This window comes from Calidithermus chliarophilus DSM 9957 (assembly GCF_000430045.1).
GTDB classification, from domain to species: Bacteria; Deinococcota; Deinococci; order Deinococcales; family Thermaceae; genus Calidithermus; species Calidithermus chliarophilus.
On sequence record NZ_KE387025.1, the window covers coordinates 107,308 to 122,606 of the forward strand.

General features: G+C 73.0%; 18 protein-coding genes. 12 read left to right on the forward strand and 6 right to left on the reverse strand.

The features are described 5' to 3' along the window. The 8 genes from MEICH_RS30230 to MEICH_RS0115560 all read left to right on the forward strand — a co-directional run. Positions 1–462, forward strand: a 462-nt coding sequence (locus MEICH_RS30230; RefSeq protein ID WP_036219451.1) for a TlpA family protein disulfide reductase, incomplete at its 5' end; no start/stop codon positions are given. Positions 463–609: 147 nt separating this feature from the next. Beyond that, entirely contained in the window at positions 610–843 is a 234-nt protein-coding gene (locus MEICH_RS0115530; RefSeq protein ID WP_027887986.1) for a metal-sensitive transcriptional regulator, read from the forward strand. A gap of 218 nt (positions 844–1,061) precedes the next feature. After that, positions 1,062–2,504, forward strand: a complete 1,443-nt coding sequence (locus MEICH_RS0115535) for a rhodanese-like domain-containing protein (RefSeq protein WP_027893380.1) — start codon at positions 1,062–1,064, stop codon at positions 2,502–2,504. Between the two features lie 58 nt (positions 2,505–2,562). Further along, positions 2,563–2,877, forward strand: a complete 315-nt coding sequence (locus MEICH_RS0115540; RefSeq protein ID WP_036219454.1) for a rhodanese-like domain-containing protein — start codon at positions 2,563–2,565, stop codon at positions 2,875–2,877. 16 nt (positions 2,878–2,893) lie between these two features. After that, positions 2,894–3,556, forward strand: a complete 663-nt coding sequence (locus MEICH_RS0115545) for a rhodanese-like domain-containing protein (RefSeq protein ID WP_027893382.1) — start codon at positions 2,894–2,896, stop codon at positions 3,554–3,556. Then, positions 3,553–3,891, forward strand: a complete 339-nt coding sequence (locus tag MEICH_RS0115550) for a rhodanese-like domain-containing protein (protein WP_027893383.1) — start codon at positions 3,553–3,555, stop codon at positions 3,889–3,891. The genes MEICH_RS0115545 and MEICH_RS0115550 overlap by 4 nt, the downstream gene beginning before the upstream one ends. An 8-nt stretch (positions 3,892–3,899) precedes the next feature. Beyond that, entirely contained in the window at positions 3,900–4,232 is a 333-nt protein-coding gene (locus MEICH_RS0115555) for a rhodanese-like domain-containing protein (RefSeq protein ID WP_036219455.1), read from the forward strand. Continuing rightward, positions 4,223–4,993 (forward strand): sulfite exporter TauE/SafE family protein, encoded by a 771-nt coding sequence (locus MEICH_RS0115560; RefSeq protein WP_027893385.1) that lies wholly within the window; start codon positions 4,223–4,225, stop codon positions 4,991–4,993. The genes MEICH_RS0115555 and MEICH_RS0115560 overlap by 10 nt, the downstream gene beginning before the upstream one ends. Positions 4,994–5,005: 12 nt before the next feature. On the opposite strand, the gene MEICH_RS0115565 is transcribed toward MEICH_RS0115560, so the two are convergent. From MEICH_RS0115565 to MEICH_RS0115585, 5 genes are all read right to left on the reverse strand, one after another. Continuing rightward, positions 5,006–5,470, reverse strand: coding sequence for an MOSC domain-containing protein (locus MEICH_RS0115565; protein ID WP_027893386.1), 465 nt, complete (start codon positions 5,468–5,470; stop codon positions 5,006–5,008). 1 nt (position 5,471) lies between these two features. Then, entirely contained in the window at positions 5,472–6,164 is a 693-nt protein-coding gene (locus MEICH_RS30495) for a c-type cytochrome (protein ID WP_027893387.1), read from the reverse strand. Positions 6,165–6,175: 11 nt separating this feature from the next. Further along, positions 6,176–7,423: a sulfite oxidase gene (locus tag MEICH_RS0115575; protein WP_084542384.1), complete on the reverse strand. Its 1,248-nt coding sequence runs from the start codon at positions 7,421–7,423 to the stop codon at positions 6,176–6,178. A gap of 413 nt (positions 7,424–7,836) precedes the next feature. Beyond that, positions 7,837–9,813, reverse strand: coding sequence for a diguanylate cyclase (locus tag MEICH_RS25395; protein WP_051304253.1), 1,977 nt, complete (start codon positions 9,811–9,813; stop codon positions 7,837–7,839). Between the two features lie 223 nt (positions 9,814–10,036). Continuing rightward, the gene (locus MEICH_RS0115585) at positions 10,037–10,933 is read right to left on the reverse strand and encodes a DUF429 domain-containing protein (protein WP_027893389.1); all 897 of its coding nucleotides are present in this window, start codon (positions 10,931–10,933) and stop codon (positions 10,037–10,039) included. Positions 10,934–11,201: 268 nt separating this feature from the next. On the opposite strand from MEICH_RS0115585, the gene MEICH_RS0115590 reads away from it, so the two are divergent. The 4 genes from MEICH_RS0115590 to MEICH_RS25400 all read left to right on the forward strand — a co-directional run bounded on the left by MEICH_RS0115590 (position 11,202) and on the right by MEICH_RS25400 (position 13,948). Then, positions 11,202–11,447, forward strand: coding sequence for a hypothetical protein (locus MEICH_RS0115590; RefSeq protein WP_027893390.1), 246 nt, complete (start codon positions 11,202–11,204; stop codon positions 11,445–11,447). A 17-nt stretch (positions 11,448–11,464) separates the two neighbouring features. Further along, entirely contained in the window at positions 11,465–11,779 is a 315-nt protein-coding gene (locus MEICH_RS0115595; RefSeq protein ID WP_027893391.1) for a hypothetical protein, read from the forward strand. A gap of 88 nt (positions 11,780–11,867) precedes the next feature. Continuing rightward, positions 11,868–12,797: a hypothetical protein gene (locus MEICH_RS0115600; protein WP_051304254.1), complete on the forward strand. Its 930-nt coding sequence runs from the start codon at positions 11,868–11,870 to the stop codon at positions 12,795–12,797. Continuing rightward, a complete protein-coding gene (locus tag MEICH_RS25400; protein ID WP_051304255.1) occupies positions 12,794–13,948 on the forward strand; it encodes an outer membrane protein assembly factor BamB family protein in 1,155 nt (384 codons plus the stop codon). The genes MEICH_RS0115600 and MEICH_RS25400 overlap by 4 nt, the downstream gene beginning before the upstream one ends. Positions 13,949–13,993: 45 nt before the next feature. Here the strand turns inward: MEICH_RS25400 and MEICH_RS0115610 are convergent, their stop codons facing one another. Next, positions 13,994–15,217, reverse strand: a complete 1,224-nt coding sequence (locus MEICH_RS0115610; protein ID WP_027893393.1) for an MgtC/SapB family protein — start codon at positions 15,215–15,217, stop codon at positions 13,994–13,996. Between the last annotated feature and the right edge of the window lie 82 nt (positions 15,218–15,299).

Genomic DNA, 15,299 nt, shown 5'->3' on the forward strand with positions numbered 1-15,299 from the left:
GCCGCGCTCCCGCTCGGGCTCCAGCAGGCGCTGCTGCGCCCCGGCTTGGCCCTCGAGAGCCCGGCCCTCGACGCGCGGCCGCTGGCCTACCTCGAGCCCGGCCGCTCCCAGCCCTCCCCCGCGCGCTTCGGCGACCTGCCCAAGCCCATGCTGCTCAACGTCTGGGCCACCTGGTGCCCGCCCTGCCGCACCGAGATGCCCCTGCTGGCGGAGTACCAGCAGAAGGGCTACCCCGTCGTGCTGCTCAACGCCGGGGAGGGTGCGGGGGCCGTCGAGGGCTTCCTGCGCGAGGCCGGCCTGTCGGCGCGGGTCTTCCTGGACAGCGCCAACCTGCGGGAGAGCTTCCGGGTCAGCGGCCTGCCTACCACCTTGCTGATCGGGGCGGACGGGCGGGTCCTGGCGCGCCACCTCGGCCCCGTCAACCGGGCGCAGCTCGAGGAGCTCCTCCAGCGGCTGCGGTAGACCACCCCCGGCGCGCCCGTGGGATAGACTGATACGCGGGGGATACCCCTGAGGGATACCCAGCCCGCGAGGTGAACCTTGAGTGCCGTTGCGAACCGAACCCGAACCCAGCGCAAGCCCCGGCCCGCTCCCCCGACCAAGGAGCAGGTGCTCAACCGCCTCAAGCGCCTGGAGGGCCAGGTGCGCGGCCTGCAGAAGATGGTCGAGGAGGGCCGCGACTGCCGCGAGATCCTCACCCTGCTCTCCGGCGTGCGCAGCGCCCTCGAGGCCACCGGCGACATCATCTTCGAGACCTACCTCGAGGAGTGCCAGGCCGACTTGGCCAAGGGCCAGGGGGACACGCGGGGCATCGTGGAGGCCGTGCGCCTGCTGCGCCGCTGAGCGGGCGCCACGCGCGGCCGGGGTGGAGGGCCTGGATGAGCCGGGCTTTCCGCCCCGGCCCACGCGTGGGCCGGGGTCAGGGTTACGCGAGGGCGGGGGGCTCGAGCCCTGGTGGGAGGCCGTACCGTGCCGCACGACCTCGAGGCCATCCAATACCCCCTAGGCGTACTTGACATATACCCCCCGGGGATATAGCCTTGCGCTTAGGAGGTTTGCTGATGCTGTTTCGACAGATCTACGAGGAAGGGCTGGCTCAAGGCAGCTACTTTATCGGGTGCCAAGCGCAGGGCACGGCCGTGGTGGTAGACCCCCGGCGGGATATCCAGGTTTATCTCGAGGAGGCCCAGAAAAACGGCCTGAAGATCGTGGCCGTCACCGAGACCCACATCCACGCCGACTACCTCTCCGGCGCCCGCGAGCTCGCCAGGGCCACCGGGGCCAAGCTCTACCTCTCCGACGAGGGCGACGAGAACTGGAAGTACAGGGGCCTCGAGGGCTTCGACTACCAGCTCGTCAAAGACGGCGACGAGATCCGGGTCGGCAACGTCACCCTCACCGTGGTTCACACCCCGGGCCATACCCCCGAGCACATCAGCTTTTTGGTACGGGACGGGGCGACCGCGACCGAACCCGGCTTTATCCTGACCGGCGACTTCGTGTTCGTGGGGGATATCGGCCGCCCCGACCTCCTCGAGGAGGCCGCCGGCATCCTGGGCACCGCCGAGCCGGGGGCCCGCCGGATGTTTAAGAGCCTGAAGGAGAAGTTCCTCACCCTGCCCGACTACGTGCAGGTGTGGCCCGGCCACGGCGCGGGCAGCGCCTGCGGCAAGGGGCTGGGGGCCGTAGCCAGCACCACCGTGGGCTACGAGCGCCGCTTCGCCTGGTGGGCTGACTACCTGGCTAAGGACGACGAAGCGGGCTTCGTGAGGGCCCTGCTTTCCGGCCAGCCCGAAGCCCCCTACTACTTCGCCCAGATGAAGCGGCTCAACCGCGACGGCATGCCGATCCTGGGGGAGCTCAAGGAACCCCACCCGTTCACCCCCGAGCAGTTCCAGCAAAAGCTGGCCGAGGGGGCTTTGCTGGTGGACACCCGCGACAAGTTCGCCTTCGCCGGGGGGCACCTCGAGGGGGCGATTAACATCCCGGCGGGCAAGAGCTTCTCCACCTGGGCCGGCTGGCTTTTGCCCTACGACCGCGACTTCATCCTGCTGGCCAGCCCCGGGCGGGTGCAGGAGCTGGCCACCCAGCTCGTCCGCATCGGGCTGGACCGGGTGGTGGGGTATATCCCCAGCCTGGACGGCTACGTGCAGGGCGAGCTCGAGACCGTCCCCCAGTTCACCGCCGCCGAGGCCAAGGCGCTGTGGGAGCGGGGCGAGGCGGTCATCCTCGACGTGCGCGCCGCCGACGAGCACCAGGCCGTGCGCATCCCCGGCGCCCTCAACCTCCACGCGGGCCGGGTGATGAAGCACCTGGGCCGCATCCCCAGGGACAAGCCGGTGGTGCTGCACTGCCTGGGCGGCGACCGCTCCTCCACCGCGATCAGCGCCCTGCTGGCCGCCGGCTTCACCAACGTCATCAACCTCACCGGCGGCATCCGGGCCTGGCAGGAGCACGGCTTCCCCACCGAGAAGGGGGAGACGCGCCAGGCGGTGGGGGCCTGAGGGAAGATTTGCCTGCCCCCGAGCCCGCGGGCCCGGGGGTCTCCTGAAGGGACGCACCATGACCCGAAACCTCGACCCCAAGACGGCTTACCGCACCCTCGAGCGCTACCGGGTGGTGGACGTGCGCGAGCCGGAGGAGTGGGCGGAGGGGGTGCTGCCGGGCGCCCTGCGGCTCCCCCTCGGCACCCTCGGGGCCTTGGCCCCGCTCCGCCTCGAGCGCGAAGAGCCGGTGCTGCTGTACTGCCGCAGCGGCAACCGCTCCCAAGAAGCCCTGAAGACCCTCCTGGCGCTGGGCTACCGCAAGGTCTGGCACCTCGAGGGCGGCATCAAGGCCTGGCGCGAGACGGGGATCCCCTGCGCCAGCCCGATCTAAACGACGGAGGAGAACCATGTTGACCGTGCCCTACAAGGACATCACCCCCCAACAAGCGCAGGAGCTGCTCGAGGAGAAGGTCCTCTTCGTGGACGTGCGCGAGGCCGAGGAGTTCGCCAACTCCCGCATCCCCGGCGCCAAGCTGGTGCCGCTGTCCGAGTTCGCCGGGCGGGCCGCCGAGCTGCCCAAGGACGAGCCGGTGGTGCTCTACTGCCGCAGCGGGGGCCGCTCGGCGCAGGCGGCGGCCTGGCTGGCGGCCAAGGGCTACGCCCGGGTGCTCAACCTCGACGGGGGCATCCTGGCGTGGTACCGCGCCGGGCTGCCCTTGGACACCGTCCCGGTGGAGGTGACCTACCGCGAGACCGCCTTCACCGAGCTCACCCCGCACGAGGCCAAGGCCTGGGTGGACGCAGGGGCCTACGTCGTGGACGTGCGCGAGCCCTACGAGTACGCCATGGGGCACCTGCCGGGCGCGGTCAACGTCCCGCTGGGGCGCTTCGTGGCCCAGGCCGGGCAGTTGCCCAAAGGCCGCAAGATCCTGCTGGCCTGCGCCTCGGGCAACCGCTCCTCCCAGGCCGCGGCCTACCTGGTGGGCCAGGGCTTCGGCAAGGAGCTCGTGGGCAACCTCGAGGGCGGCACCTACGGCTGGATGAGCGCGGGCTTCGAGGTGGAGCGTTGATCGGCTGGCTCAAGAAGGCGCTCGGCGGCCCCGCCCCCGGCCGCCTCTCCCCCGCCGAGGCCCGGCAGAAGCTCGAGGCCGGCGCCCTCCTCCTCGACGTGCGCACGCCGCCGGAGCGCAAGGAGGCCAAGATCCCCGGCTCGCAGGCCCTGCCGCTGGACAGGCTGGCCGCCGAGTGGGAGAAGCTGCCCAGGGACAAGGAGATCATCTGCCAGTGCCGCAGCGGCAGCCGCAGCGCTACGGCGGCGCGCTTCCTGGCGTCTAAGGGCTTCAAGGCCTACAACCTGGCGGGGGGCCTCGAGGCCTGGAGGCGGGCGGGGCTGCCCGTAAAGTGACCAGGGCCATGTACCAGGACGTCTTCCCCAACGAACTCTCGCTCTGGACGCGCCGCGGGGCGACCCTTCTGGACGTGCGCGAGCCACAGGAGTACGCCCAGGGGCACGTGCCCGGCTCGCTCAACGTCCCGCTGGGGGAGCTGCTGGGGCGCCTCGGCGAGATCCGGGGCCCCGTCGTGACGGTCTGCGCCTCCGGCAGCCGCGCCGCGCTCGCCGCCGAGGTGCTGGGCTACGAGGGCTTCGCGGAGGTGGGCCGGCTGCTGGGGGGCATCCAGGGCTACGCCCGGCACGGCTACCCCCTGGCGGGGCGCCTTGCGCCCGCGGAGGCCGCATGCTCCTAGCCTGGGCCGGCGCGGTGCTGGTCGGGATCGCCCTGGGGATGCTGGGCTCGGGGGGCTCCATCCTCACCGTGCCCATCCTGGTCTATCTGGTGGGCGAGCCCGAGAAGCTGGCCGTCGCGGAGTCGCTGGCCGTGGTGGGCCTCATCGCCCTGGTGGGGGCCCTCCCCTACGGCCTGCGGCGCCAGATCGACTGGGCCAGCGTGGTCTGGTTCGGCCTGCCGGGGATGGCCGGGACCTACCTGGGGGCCTACTTCTCCCAGTGGGTGCCCGGCGTGTGGCAGCTCGGGCTCTTCGCGCTGGTGATGCTGCTGGCCGCCTACTTCATGTTCCGCCCGCAGAAGCTCCCCGGGCAGCCCCGCCCCCGCGAGCGCTCCCCCCTCAAGATCGTGCTCGAGGGCCTGGGCGTGGGCGTCCTCACCGGGCTGGTCGGGGTGGGCGGGGGCTTCCTGATCGTGCCGGCGCTGGTGCTCTTGGGGGGCCTGCCCATGCACCTGGCGGTGGGCACCAGCCTGCTCGTCGTCGCGCTGAAGTCGGGGGCGGGCTTCTACAAGTACCTGCACCTGCTGCCCGCGCAGGGCTACAGCGTCCACTGGGACGTCGTGCTGCTCTTCGCGGCCTTGGGGGTCGCGGGGAGCTTCCTGGGCGGGCGCATCGCCGCGGGCATCCCCCAGCTCGGCCTGCGGCGCGGCTTCGCGGGCTTTCTGGTGCTGATGGGGGCCTTCATCCTGTGGCAGAGCCTGCCCAGGTTCTTGCACGGCTGATACCCGATTCGGTCAGTTCGTTCGCCCAGCCAACGCCAGGTCGTCCTCGAGGGCCTGCACCTCGACCGGGTCGTCCGGGCGCACGACCCCCCCGCGCAGCACCCGCGCGTACACCCCCCGCCCCCGGTACAGCAGCCGGGGGAGGCGGGGGTCCAGGCGGGTGAGCGCGGCACAGACCGGGCAGACGGCGACCAGCTCCAAAAGCGCCCCGCCCGCCTCGAGCCGCCGCCCCACCCAGGCGTGGGGGTCGAGGTCGAGCAGCAGGTTCTCCCCCAAAGCGCCGTAGGGCAGCGCGACCCCGGCCTCCAGGGCGCGGCGGTAGCTCCCAACCCCTGCCACCAGCACCGCCCGCCTCGGGTCGCCGCCGGCGTGCCGGTCGCCCACGGCGCCGTAGCCGGCGACCAGCCGCAGCTCCCCCACCCCGGCCTTGGGCAGCCCCGGCCGCTCGCCCACGTGCAGCGAAAGGACCCGTCCCATGCTACTTCAGCCCCAGCTTGGCCCGCTGTGCGTAGACCTGCTGCGGGGTGAGGGGCCGGCGCAGGGCCCGGACCTCCTCGGCGGTGTAGGGCTTGAAGTCTTTGAGCAGCGCGGCGTTGCCCCAGCTCGAGGCCACGTGGTTGAGCACCGCCGCCACCTGCGCGTCGCTGAGCGAGGCGAAGGCGGGCATGGGGGTGTTGTAGGCGACGCCCTCGACCTCGATCGGGCCCTGCAGGCCGCCCAGCACCACCAGCGGCAGATACGCCCGCCCGCCGGGGGCCGCCAGGATGGCGGGGACGTGCCGGGCCAGGGGCGGGAAGGCCCCCGGGACCCCGGCCCCGTTGGCCTGGTGGCAGCCCTGGCACGCCGCGTACACCTTAGCCCCCTCGTCGGCGGGGGCCGGGGCGGCCTGCGCGGCCTCCTTGCCGAAGTGGGTCGCCAGGTACGCCACGACCACCTTGCGCTCGGCGTCGTCGAGCCGGGCCCCGTTGCCGATCATGCTGCCCACCACCGCGTCCCACTCGGCGGCGCTGAGGCGGTTGCTGGTGATGACCTCCAGCCCGTGGCAGACGCTGCAGCGCTGCTCCACCAACGCCTTGCCCTCGCCCTGCGGCAGCCCCTGGGCCATCACCCAGGCCAGGGCGAGGGCCGCCCCGGCCGCGGCCGCGAGCCACTTCACGCGTGAAGAACCCATAGCCAAAGCCCTCAGCCCACCTTGATCTTGACCTTGTCCACCGCGTTCCACTCGTAGCCGTTGGGGTTCCACAGGATCGCCCCGTCGACGGGCTGGCTGCGCCCCAGGGCGTCGGTGGCGCGGGCCCAGACCTCGGTGTCGCCCGTCGCCACCATCACCCGGACGCGCCAGGGGTACCAGCCGTAGGGCGAGGAGGGCTTCTCGAGGCTGGCCGACTGCCAGCTACGGCCCTGGTTGGTGGAGACCTCGACCCCCGTGATCGGCGCCGAGCCGTCGTTCCAGGCCACGCCCCGCACCTCGATGATGCCGCTGACGCTCTGGCCCTCGGCGGGGCTGAGGATGACGGCCTTGACGTTCTGCCGCCAGTTGGGGCGGCTGTTGTCGAGGGTGAAGGTGAAGGCGCTGCCCACGGGGACGGGGGCTAAGGGCACCCGGTAGCGCGGGATCATGGTGTTGTTGGTCGAGGCGGCGGCCTCGAGGCGCAGCCGGTTGACCCACTTGATGTTGTTGATGCCGTAGTAGCCCGGCACGATCAGCCGCAGCGGCCCCCCGTGCACGGTGGGCAGCGGCTCGCCGTTCATCTCGTAGGCCAGCAGGGCGCTGGCGAGCACGTCGCGCAGGGGGACGCTGCGCTCGATGTCGGGGGCCTGGGGGTTGGCGGGCTGGTCGGCCCCCTCGGCGGTGAGGAAGAGGGCCTCGGGCTTGACCCCGGCGCCCTCCAGCACCGCCGAGAGCTTCACCCCTTTCCAGCGCACGTTGGCCAGCGAGCCCCGCTCCCACTGGGCCCCGCTGGCGCGGGCGTACCGGGAGAAGAAGCTGCGGCCGTTGCCCGAGCACTGCAGCACCATCTCGAGCTCGGTGGCGGGCAGCCCCTTGAGCTCGGAGAGGCGCAGGGTGAGGGGCTTGTCCACCAGGCCCACCACCTCCACCGTCCACTCTTCGGCCCTGGGGGGCTCGGTGGTGAGCTGCATGCCCGGGGGCACCCCCTGGTTGTTGCGGATGTACATGATGTTCTTGGGCGTGTAGCGGTGCTCGCGCAGCAGGGCGACGGGGGTCTCGAGCTCGACCGGGTTGGTGTTGCGCACGATCAGGCCGGGGTCCTTGCCCGCCACCAGGGCGTCGGCGGTGGGGTTCTGCTGGGCGGCGGCGAGGCCCGCCAGGCCGGGGACCGTGCTCAGGCTCGCGGCGGCGATTCCGGTCTTCCTGAGGAATTCCCTGCGGTTGATCCGGGCCAGTAGGTCATGCTTCTCGTCCTGCATGTCCACACCTCCTGCGCTGGGGCTGCCCGTACCGGCGCGTATACCGATATCGGGTATGTTTGGGGTTCTCGAGTCTACATCGTAGGGGTCTAGAAGGAAAAAGGCAAGGGCACCGCGGAGTGAGATTTTTCACGGGGCCCGGCCCGGGATATTTCCAAGAGGTATGACGCTTGTGCGACGGGATGATCACGCCGAATGCGTGAGGGTTTTTCCGCTCGAGGCGCCCCGGTCGCGCCCCTACCGCGTTGGCGGCCATACCCCCCGGCGGTATAAACGGGGTGCCCGAACAAAGGCCCCTGTAGGCGCAGGCGCAACCCGCCGTTTCCGGCCGTAGTTTTCTGGCCGTTCCCCTGCGGACGGCCGAGGGGGTCATCTCCCCCAGCCCCTGCGCTTCGAGAGGTTCTGGTCCACAATCATTGTGCCCAGACCGCGACCCCATGGGTCTTGGCCCGGTACATGCGGTGGTCGGCGGTGCTGAGCAGGGCGTCCTCGTCGGCGCCGTCCTCGGGGAAGGCGGCCACCCCCACGTTGACCCCCAGGAGGCGGCCCTCGAGGTCGATCGCCTCGACGTGGCGGGCCAGGCGCTCGGCCGCGCCCACCGCCCCCTCGCGGGGCGTGTGGGGCAGGAGGGCCGCGAACTCGTCGCCGCCCCAGCGGAAGTAGCGGTCGCCGCCGCGGCGCTGGGCCGAGAGCACCTGGGCCACGCGCCGCAGGGCCTGGTCCCCCTTGGCGTGCCCCAGCTCGTCGTTGATGCGCTTGAAGCCCCGCAGGTCCATCACCAGCAGAGACAGCGGGTACCGGTAGCGCCGGGCGCGGGAGAGCTCCTCGGGGAAGAAGCGGTCGAAGGCCCGGCGGTTGGGCAGGCCGGTGAGGGCGTCGGTGAGGGCGGCCTCCTCCAGGCGCCGCCGGGAGTCGAGCTCATGCAGCAGCGCGGCCACCGGCGGCACGAAGAGGCGGGCGGCCTCGAGGGAGTCCTCGTCGAAGGCGGAGGGGTCGTGGAAGTTGTCGAGGTTGAGCACCGCCAGCACCTCGCCCTGGTGGGGCACCGGCAGGGCCAGGGTGGAGGCGATCTCCCGCACCCGGGTGGCCCCGTCGAAGCCCGGGGGCATCCCGCTGTCGCGGCTCCAGGCCGCCAGCGAGTCCGGCCCCAGCGCCAAAATGCGCGGCTCCCCGCGGCGCCAGGCTTCCAGGTCGGGGCCGTACCACGCCCGCTGCTGCTCCTCGGTGAGCGACACGGAGCCGAAGTCGCCGAGCTCGAAGCCCACCACCGCCCGGTAGCGGAACCCCCCGTCCTCCCGCACCAGCAGGCTGCCCGTCTGCGCCCCCGGCACCAGCCGCACCGCCGACTCCACCAGCCGCTGGTACACCGCCTCGGGCGGGGCCTCCACCGCCTCGCGGGCCAGCGCGAGCAGGGTGGCCAGGCGCTCCTGGGTCTGGAAGGTGGCGAAGGAGAGGCCCAGCGTGCGGCTGGCCGCCGCGAGCATCTCCTGCTCCACCCTGAGCCAGCGCCGCGGGCGGGAGTCCCCCAGCGCCAGCAGCGCCCGGGTCCGGGCGTGGGGGCCCAGCGGGATGGGGTGCAGCGCCATCGCCCGCACCCCGGCCGCCTTGAACGCCTCCAGGCGGCAGGCGGAGCGGTCGTAGGCGCTGGCGAAGAAGGGCCGGCCGCTGTCGAGGACCTGCCAGGAGAGCCACCGGCCGTAGGGGACCCCCTCCTCGAGCGATCCTCCCCCCTGCCGCAGGCCCTCCCCCGCGAGCGCCACGGCTTTGAGCAGGCCGCCCTGCTGCACCAAAATCGCCCCCGCCGTGCCGCCGAGCGCGGGCAGCAGGTGGGCCAGCGCCCGCCGGGCGGCGTCCTGGAAGTCCTCGGCCTGGCCCACCCCCTCGCCCAGCCGGGAGGTGAGCTCGAACTGCAGGCGCTCGTACAGGCGGGTGAGCTGGTGGCTCACGGCCCGGGCGAAGCGCACGTAGCCCTCCAGCTCGGCCTCGGCGAAGGGGCAGGGGCGCTCGAGGTTGAGCACCGCCACCACCTCCCCCGAGACCCGCAGCGGCAGCGCCAGCTCGCTCGTGACCGAGTGGCCCTCCAGCGCGATGTAGCCGGGGTCCTGGGCCACGTCGGCCACGTAGACCGGCTCGCCCTGCCGGTAGGCCCGGCCCACCACGCCCTCCTCCGGGAGGTAGGGCAGGGCCTGGGGGTCGAAGCCCCACGCGGCCAGCACCCGCAGGCGCGAGTCCTCGGGCACCCAGACCGAGACGTGCCCCTCCCCCTGGCGTGCGAACAGGGCGGGCAGGCCCTCGAGCAGCGCCCCGGGCCCCGCGAAGAGGGGCAGCTCCTCCAGCGCGGCGGTGAGGAGGGAGAGCTGTTTGCGGGCGTCGTCGGGCGTGAGGCTCATCTGGGGCCGACCTCGAGGCTGGGGGTCTGGGCGTATTCTAACGTGCTTGTTATTCTAAAGCAGTTCTTCGGGCGATGTGCGAGTTCTGCCCCGGCCCGGCCTGACGCCGCGCCAGCTTGTAATTGCTCCATGACACCCCGGCCCGCGGGCGACGGGCACGCCCCAAGGCTGCCCCACCCCGACTGCTCCCCGCGGGGGGAATGAGTCCAGCCGGTGGGCGCCCTCAGACGTAGAGGCGGCCCTCGAGGGCGTAGCGCGGGTGCTCGGCCACGGCGCGGCGGTCGGTCTCTCGCCACGCGCGCGCCGCCCCCACCGCCGCGAGCAGCGCGTCGAGCGCGTCGCCGCCCCGGTTGTCCAGGAGCTTGCGGCGGTGCCGCTCCCCCACGCTCACGTGGGGGGCGAGGCCCTCGAGGATCTCCCCCCGCACCGCGCGGCGGGCCGGGTCCTCCTCCCGCCCCGCGGTCTGCTTGTAGCCCTGGCGGGGCAGCCCCAGCCGGCGCAGCGTCGAGGCCGGGCAGGCCTCCACCACCACCCGGTGCGCCCCCGCGAGCTTGGCGTGCTGGAAGGGCAGCACGGCGGTGGTGCGGTGGAGGCTCAGGGGCAGGACCACCTCGCGCACGCCGTGGAAGAGCTGGTGCACCACCCGGTAGTGGTAGGGGTCGAAGGGGGCCTGCTCCTCCTGGTCGGTCCTGCGGCGCAGGTGCATCCGGCCGACGCGCTCGAGCGACCTCCGGCACAGCTCCCGCCCCAACCCCTCGGCCCCGCCCTCCCAGCCGGCGATGAACTCCAGCGCCTGCGCCCAGCCCGCGCCCGGCCCCAGCAGCTCGGGGGGCAGGCCGAAGGGCAGGTCGAGCGCCCACAGCGCGCGCCGCGAGCGCAGCACCATCCCCAGCAGGTGCCGCAGGGCCGGCCCGCGTTCGGCGCTGCCGCAGAGGGCCTCGAGGCTCGCCAGCCGCGCCAGGCGCAGCGGCACGTCGCCCGCCAGCGGCTCGAGCACCGCCACCCAGGTGTTGCGCCCCGCCAGGCGCGCCCCGCTGAAGTCCACCCCGTAGACCCGGGCGAAGGGCAACCGGAGGCGGGCGCCGGCCGGGCGCGAGGGGCGTTCCGCGGGCAGGGGCATGGCCCGGCCATCTTACGTTTATAACATAACGAATGGATGAGACCGGCGGCTGTGGCAGAATCCCGGCAGGTAATGGCCCGGTAACGCCCTCGAGGTTGACTGCGGGCGTGGCGCACAGCCCGGACATCGCGCCCAACCGGCCACGCCCGCGTCGAGCACATAACCCGTGCGTTTAGCCGTTGCGCGCTGGCCGGGCCAGCCGACCATACGGCGGCCGGCCGAGGCCGGGCGAGCGTGAGCACACCTCACCGTGGGAAAGGAGACCGAGATGAAAAGCCTGAAGATCCGCGTCTACAAGAACGGCAGCGAGCCCGAGACCACCGTGACCATCCCCGGCAGCGTGCTGCGGCTGGCCTCGAGGCTCATCCCGAGGCGGGCCCAGGAGGCCATGCGGGCGGAAGGCATCGACATGAACGAGCTGGTGCAGCTCGCCGAGCAGCCCGAGGTCCAGGGGACGCTCATCGAGGTCGAGGAGCACGCCAAGGGCGAGCGGGTCGTGATCGCGCTCGAGTAGGCATACGGGAGGAAGCCATGCGAAAAGCTCGTCACCTCGGAACGGCCGCGGCGTGGGCGGCGATGCTCCTGGCGGTGCTCCTGGTGCTCGCCGCCTGCGCCGCGACCCAGGCCGTGCCGCCCGAACGCGGCGGCCCCGGCTTCTGGCTGGGGCTGTGGCACGGCTTCATCGCCCCCCTCGCCTTCATCATCAGCCTCTTCCCCAACGACGTGCGGATCTACGCCTACCCCAACGCGGGGCTGTGGTACGACCTCGGCTTCATGCTGGGCATCGGCGGCGTCTCGGGCGGGATCTTCGCGGGCAGCCGCCGGCGCTCGAGGCGGGGGGGGTGACCAACGCCACGGGAGGTGCTTCGTGGGCAGGAGCGTAAGACCCGAACTTTCTCCGACACAGATCGAGCCCCCCGCGACCGAGGCGGCCGTGGGGTGGCTGCTGGAGGGCGACCCCGCCGTGCGCTGGCAGGCCCTGCGCGACCTGAGCGGCGCCGGGCCAGGAGCCGTGGAGGCCGCGCGAAAGCGGGTCGCGCTCGAGGGCTGGGGGGCACGGCTGCTGGCGCTGCAAGACCCGGGGGGCACCTGGGCGCAGGGGCTCTACCTCCCCAAGTGGACCTCCACCACCTACACCCTGCTGCTGCTGCGGGACTTCGGCCTCGAGCCCGGCCACCCCCAGGCCCTGCTGGCCTGCGAGCGCCTGATCGAAGAGGGTTTCTACCGCGACGGCGGGATCAACTTCTGGGCGTCTTACAAGCACAGCGAAACCTGCGTGACCGGCATGGTGCTGTCGGTCCTGGCCTACTTCGGGTCGGGGGATGAGCGCTTGGAAAAAATCGCCGATCACCTGCTGGCCCAGCAGATGCCCGACGGCGGCTGGAACTGCCGGTCGTACAGGGGTGCCACGCACAGCTCCTTCCACACCACCATCCTGGTGCTCGAGGCCCTGCGCGACTTCGGGCAGTTTAGCCCCCACCGGGCCGAGGAGGTCCGGGCCGCGCAGGAGCGCGGGCGGGAGTTCCTGCTGGTCCACCGCCTCTTCCGCTCCCACCGCACGGGCCGGGTGGTGGACCCCAGGATGACCCACTTCTTCTTCCCGCCGCGCTGGCACTACGACATCCTGCGGGCGCTGGACTACTTCCGGTCGGTGGCCGCGTCTTTCGACGCGCGGATGAACGACGCCCTGGAGATCGTGCTCCAGCGCCGGCAGGAAGACGGCCGCTGGCTCCTGCCCGCCGGGTATCGCGGGAAGATCTTCTTCGAGCTCGAGCGGGCCGGCGAGCCGAGCCGCTGGAACACGCTGCGGGCCCTGCGGGTGCTGAGGCGCTACGGCGGGGGCCAGCACGGGCCGGCGGGGTGAGCACGGTGCCCCAACGGCGCTTCAACGCCTACGCGAAACGGCTCCCGCCGGTCCTCGCCGCGCTCGTCCTCGGCCTGCTCGGCATGGTCCAGCCGGGCGTCTCCTCGGACGGGCAGATGTTCCACGCCGACCTGCGGCGCACGGGGGTCTACCCGACCCGGCCGGCCCTGGAGGGCCGGCTGCTGTGGCGCTTCAAGGCCGGCGGGCAGGTCTTCAGCTCGCCCACCCCCGCCGCCGGAGCGCTCTACATCGGCTGCAACGACGCAAACGTCTACGCCCTGGACGCCGCGACGGGGCAGGAGCGGTGGCGTTTCCCGACCGGCGGCAGGGTCACGGCGACCCCGGCGGTCGCGGGCGGCCTGGTCTACGCCGGCAGCGAGGACGGGCGGCTGTACGCGCTCGAGGCCCGCAGCGGGCAGCTCGCCTGGAGCTTCGACGCCGGCAGCCCGGTCGACTCCTCGGCGGCCGTCGCGGACGGCACGGTGTACGTGGGCAGCCTCGAGGGCACCCTCTACGCGCTCGAGGCCCGCACGGGGCGGGAGCGCTGGCGCTACGCCACCGGGGGCCAGATCTGGAACCTCGGCTCCTCGCCCGCCGTCGCCGGGGACACGCTCCTCATCGGCAGCGGGGTGATCGCGGGCGCGGAGGGCCACCTCTACGCCCTCGACCGCCGGACCGGGCGGCTGCGCTGGCACGCCGGGGCGGGCGGCCCCGTCCACACCGCCGCCGTCGCGGGCGGGGCGGCCTACTTCGGCAGCGAGGACGGGCGGCTCTACGCGGTGCGGCTCGACGACGGCGCGCCCCTGTGGAGCTTCGCCACCCGGGGACGGGTCTTCTCCACCCCGGCGGTGGACGGCGAGCGCGTGGTCTTCGGCAGCCTGGGCGAGACGGTCACCGCGCTGGACGCCAGGACGGGCCGCCCGGTCTGGCAGCTCACGGCGGCCGCCACCACCTTCTGGTCGTCGCCGGCCGTCGCGGGGGGCGTGGTCTACGTGGGCGGGAACAACACCGTCCTGTACGCCCTCGAGCTCGAGACCGGCCGGGAGCTGTGGCGCTTCAAGGCCGCGGGGCAGATCCGCTCCTCGCCCGCCGTCGCCGGGGGGGTGGTGTACGTCGCGGACATGGACGGGCACGTCTACGCGCTGCGCTGAGCGTGCGCCTCCCCTAGAGGGCTTCCCGCCGACGCCCGGGCCCGGTCAGCGGCCGGCCGGCACCGGGCCCAGCAGCAGGGCCAGCAGCGCCAGCAGCCCGCCCGGCAGCAGCCCCAGCGCGACGTACGCCCCCATCCCCCTGCCGCCGAAGGACAGCGCGGCCTTGAACAGGCTGTTGCTCAGGGCGGCGATCACGACCGCCGTGGCCGCGACCCGCACGGCGAGCTGCTCCCCGGCGGTGAGCTGGGCCAGGGAGAGGGAGATGGCGTCGACGTCGGCCACGCCCGAGAGGGCGCTGACGGCGAAAACCCCGGCGCTGCCGAAGGCCTCGAGGCCCAGCGTCGCCAGGAGCTTGACCAGGGCGTAGACCCCGGCGAACAGCAGCGCGCTGCGCAGTTGCAGGGGGTTCTGCAGCGGCACCTGCTCGGCCGCCCGGTTGTCGCGCCGGGCCAGCCAGGCCGCCGCCGCGAACCCCCACAGCAGCCACAGCAGCACCGGCAGCCAGAGGGCGCCCAGCAGGACCGGGGCCGGGAGCGCGCTCCAGACCAGGACCCGCCCCAGCATCATCTGCGAGGAGAGCACCACCCCGCTGGCCCACAGCGGGCTCTTGCCGGGGCTGGCCCGGCTCCGCGCGACCATCGAGAGGGCGACGGCGGTGGACGAGACCAAGCCGCCCAGCAGGGCGGTGGCCCACAGGCCCTTGGGGCCCAGCAGCCGCAGGGCCAGGTACCCGGCGAAGTTGACCCCGGCCACCAGCAGCACCACGCCCCAGATCTCGCGGGGGTTCCACACGCCGTAGGGGCCGTAGCCGGCGTCGGGCAGCAGGGGGTAGACCACCCCCAGCAGCAGCACCAGCAGGACCGCCGCCTCCACCTCCCCGCGCTGGATGCCCCCCACGAAGGCGTGGAGCTCGTCGTGGAAGGCCAGGAACCCCAGCAGCAGGGCCCCCGCGAAGAGCGCGGGCAGCACGATCCCCACGCCGCACAGCACGCCCAGCACGTAGACGGTGAGGGCCGCCACCGGGCTGGTGGCGTCGCGGCCGTCCTTGAGCGAGTAGACCGCCAGCGCGGCCACCGCCGCCAGCCCCACCGCCGGCAGCCACGGGACCTGCCCCAGCGCCGCCACGCCCCCCAGCAGCCCGATGAGGGTGAAGGTGCGCACCCCCCCGATGGCCGAGGTCTGGCGCTCGACCCTGGCGTGCTCGCGCTCGAGGCCCACCGTGAAGCCGATCAGGGTGGCCGCCAGCAGGTGCCACAGCGTCTCTTGCACGCCTCCACCTTACCCCGCGCGCGGGGCGTGCCGCGGCCGTTTCCGCCGGCGCCGGGGGCACCCCGGGCGGGCAGCTTCCCCC

What these genes read in the sequence shown, in the direction of transcription:
- MEICH_RS0115535 (WP_027893380.1), top strand. Translation starts at nt 1,062, where the DNA reads ATGCTGTTTCGACAGATCTACGAGGAAGGGCTGGCTCAAGGCAGCTAC.
- MEICH_RS0115540 (WP_036219454.1), top strand. Translation starts at nt 2,563, where the DNA reads ATGACCCGAAACCTCGACCCCAAGACGGCTTACCGCACCCTCGAGCGC.
- MEICH_RS0115545 (WP_027893382.1), top strand. Translation starts at nt 2,894, where the DNA reads ATGTTGACCGTGCCCTACAAGGACATCACCCCCCAACAAGCGCAGGAG.
- MEICH_RS0115555 (WP_036219455.1), top strand. Translation starts at nt 3,900, where the DNA reads ATGTACCAGGACGTCTTCCCCAACGAACTCTCGCTCTGGACGCGCCGC.
- MEICH_RS0115560 (WP_027893385.1), top strand. Translation starts at nt 4,223, where the DNA reads ATGCTCCTAGCCTGGGCCGGCGCGGTGCTGGTCGGGATCGCCCTGGGG.
- MEICH_RS0115565 (WP_027893386.1), bottom strand. Translation starts at nt 5,470, where the DNA reads ATGGGACGGGTCCTTTCGCTGCACGTGGGCGAGCGGCCGGGGCTGCCC.
- MEICH_RS30495 (WP_027893387.1), bottom strand. Translation starts at nt 6,164, where the DNA reads ATGGGTTCTTCACGCGTGAAGTGGCTCGCGGCCGCGGCCGGGGCGGCC.
- MEICH_RS0115575 (WP_084542384.1), bottom strand. Translation starts at nt 7,423, where the DNA reads ATGCAGGACGAGAAGCATGACCTACTGGCCCGGATCAACCGCAGGGAA.
- MEICH_RS25395 (WP_051304253.1), bottom strand. Translation starts at nt 9,813, where the DNA reads ATGAGCCTCACGCCCGACGACGCCCGCAAACAGCTCTCCCTCCTCACC.
- MEICH_RS0115585 (WP_027893389.1), bottom strand. Translation starts at nt 10,933, where the DNA reads ATGCCCCTGCCCGCGGAACGCCCCTCGCGCCCGGCCGGCGCCCGCCTC.
- MEICH_RS0115590 (WP_027893390.1), top strand. Translation starts at nt 11,202, where the DNA reads ATGAAAAGCCTGAAGATCCGCGTCTACAAGAACGGCAGCGAGCCCGAG.
- MEICH_RS0115595 (WP_027893391.1), top strand. Translation starts at nt 11,465, where the DNA reads ATGCGAAAAGCTCGTCACCTCGGAACGGCCGCGGCGTGGGCGGCGATG.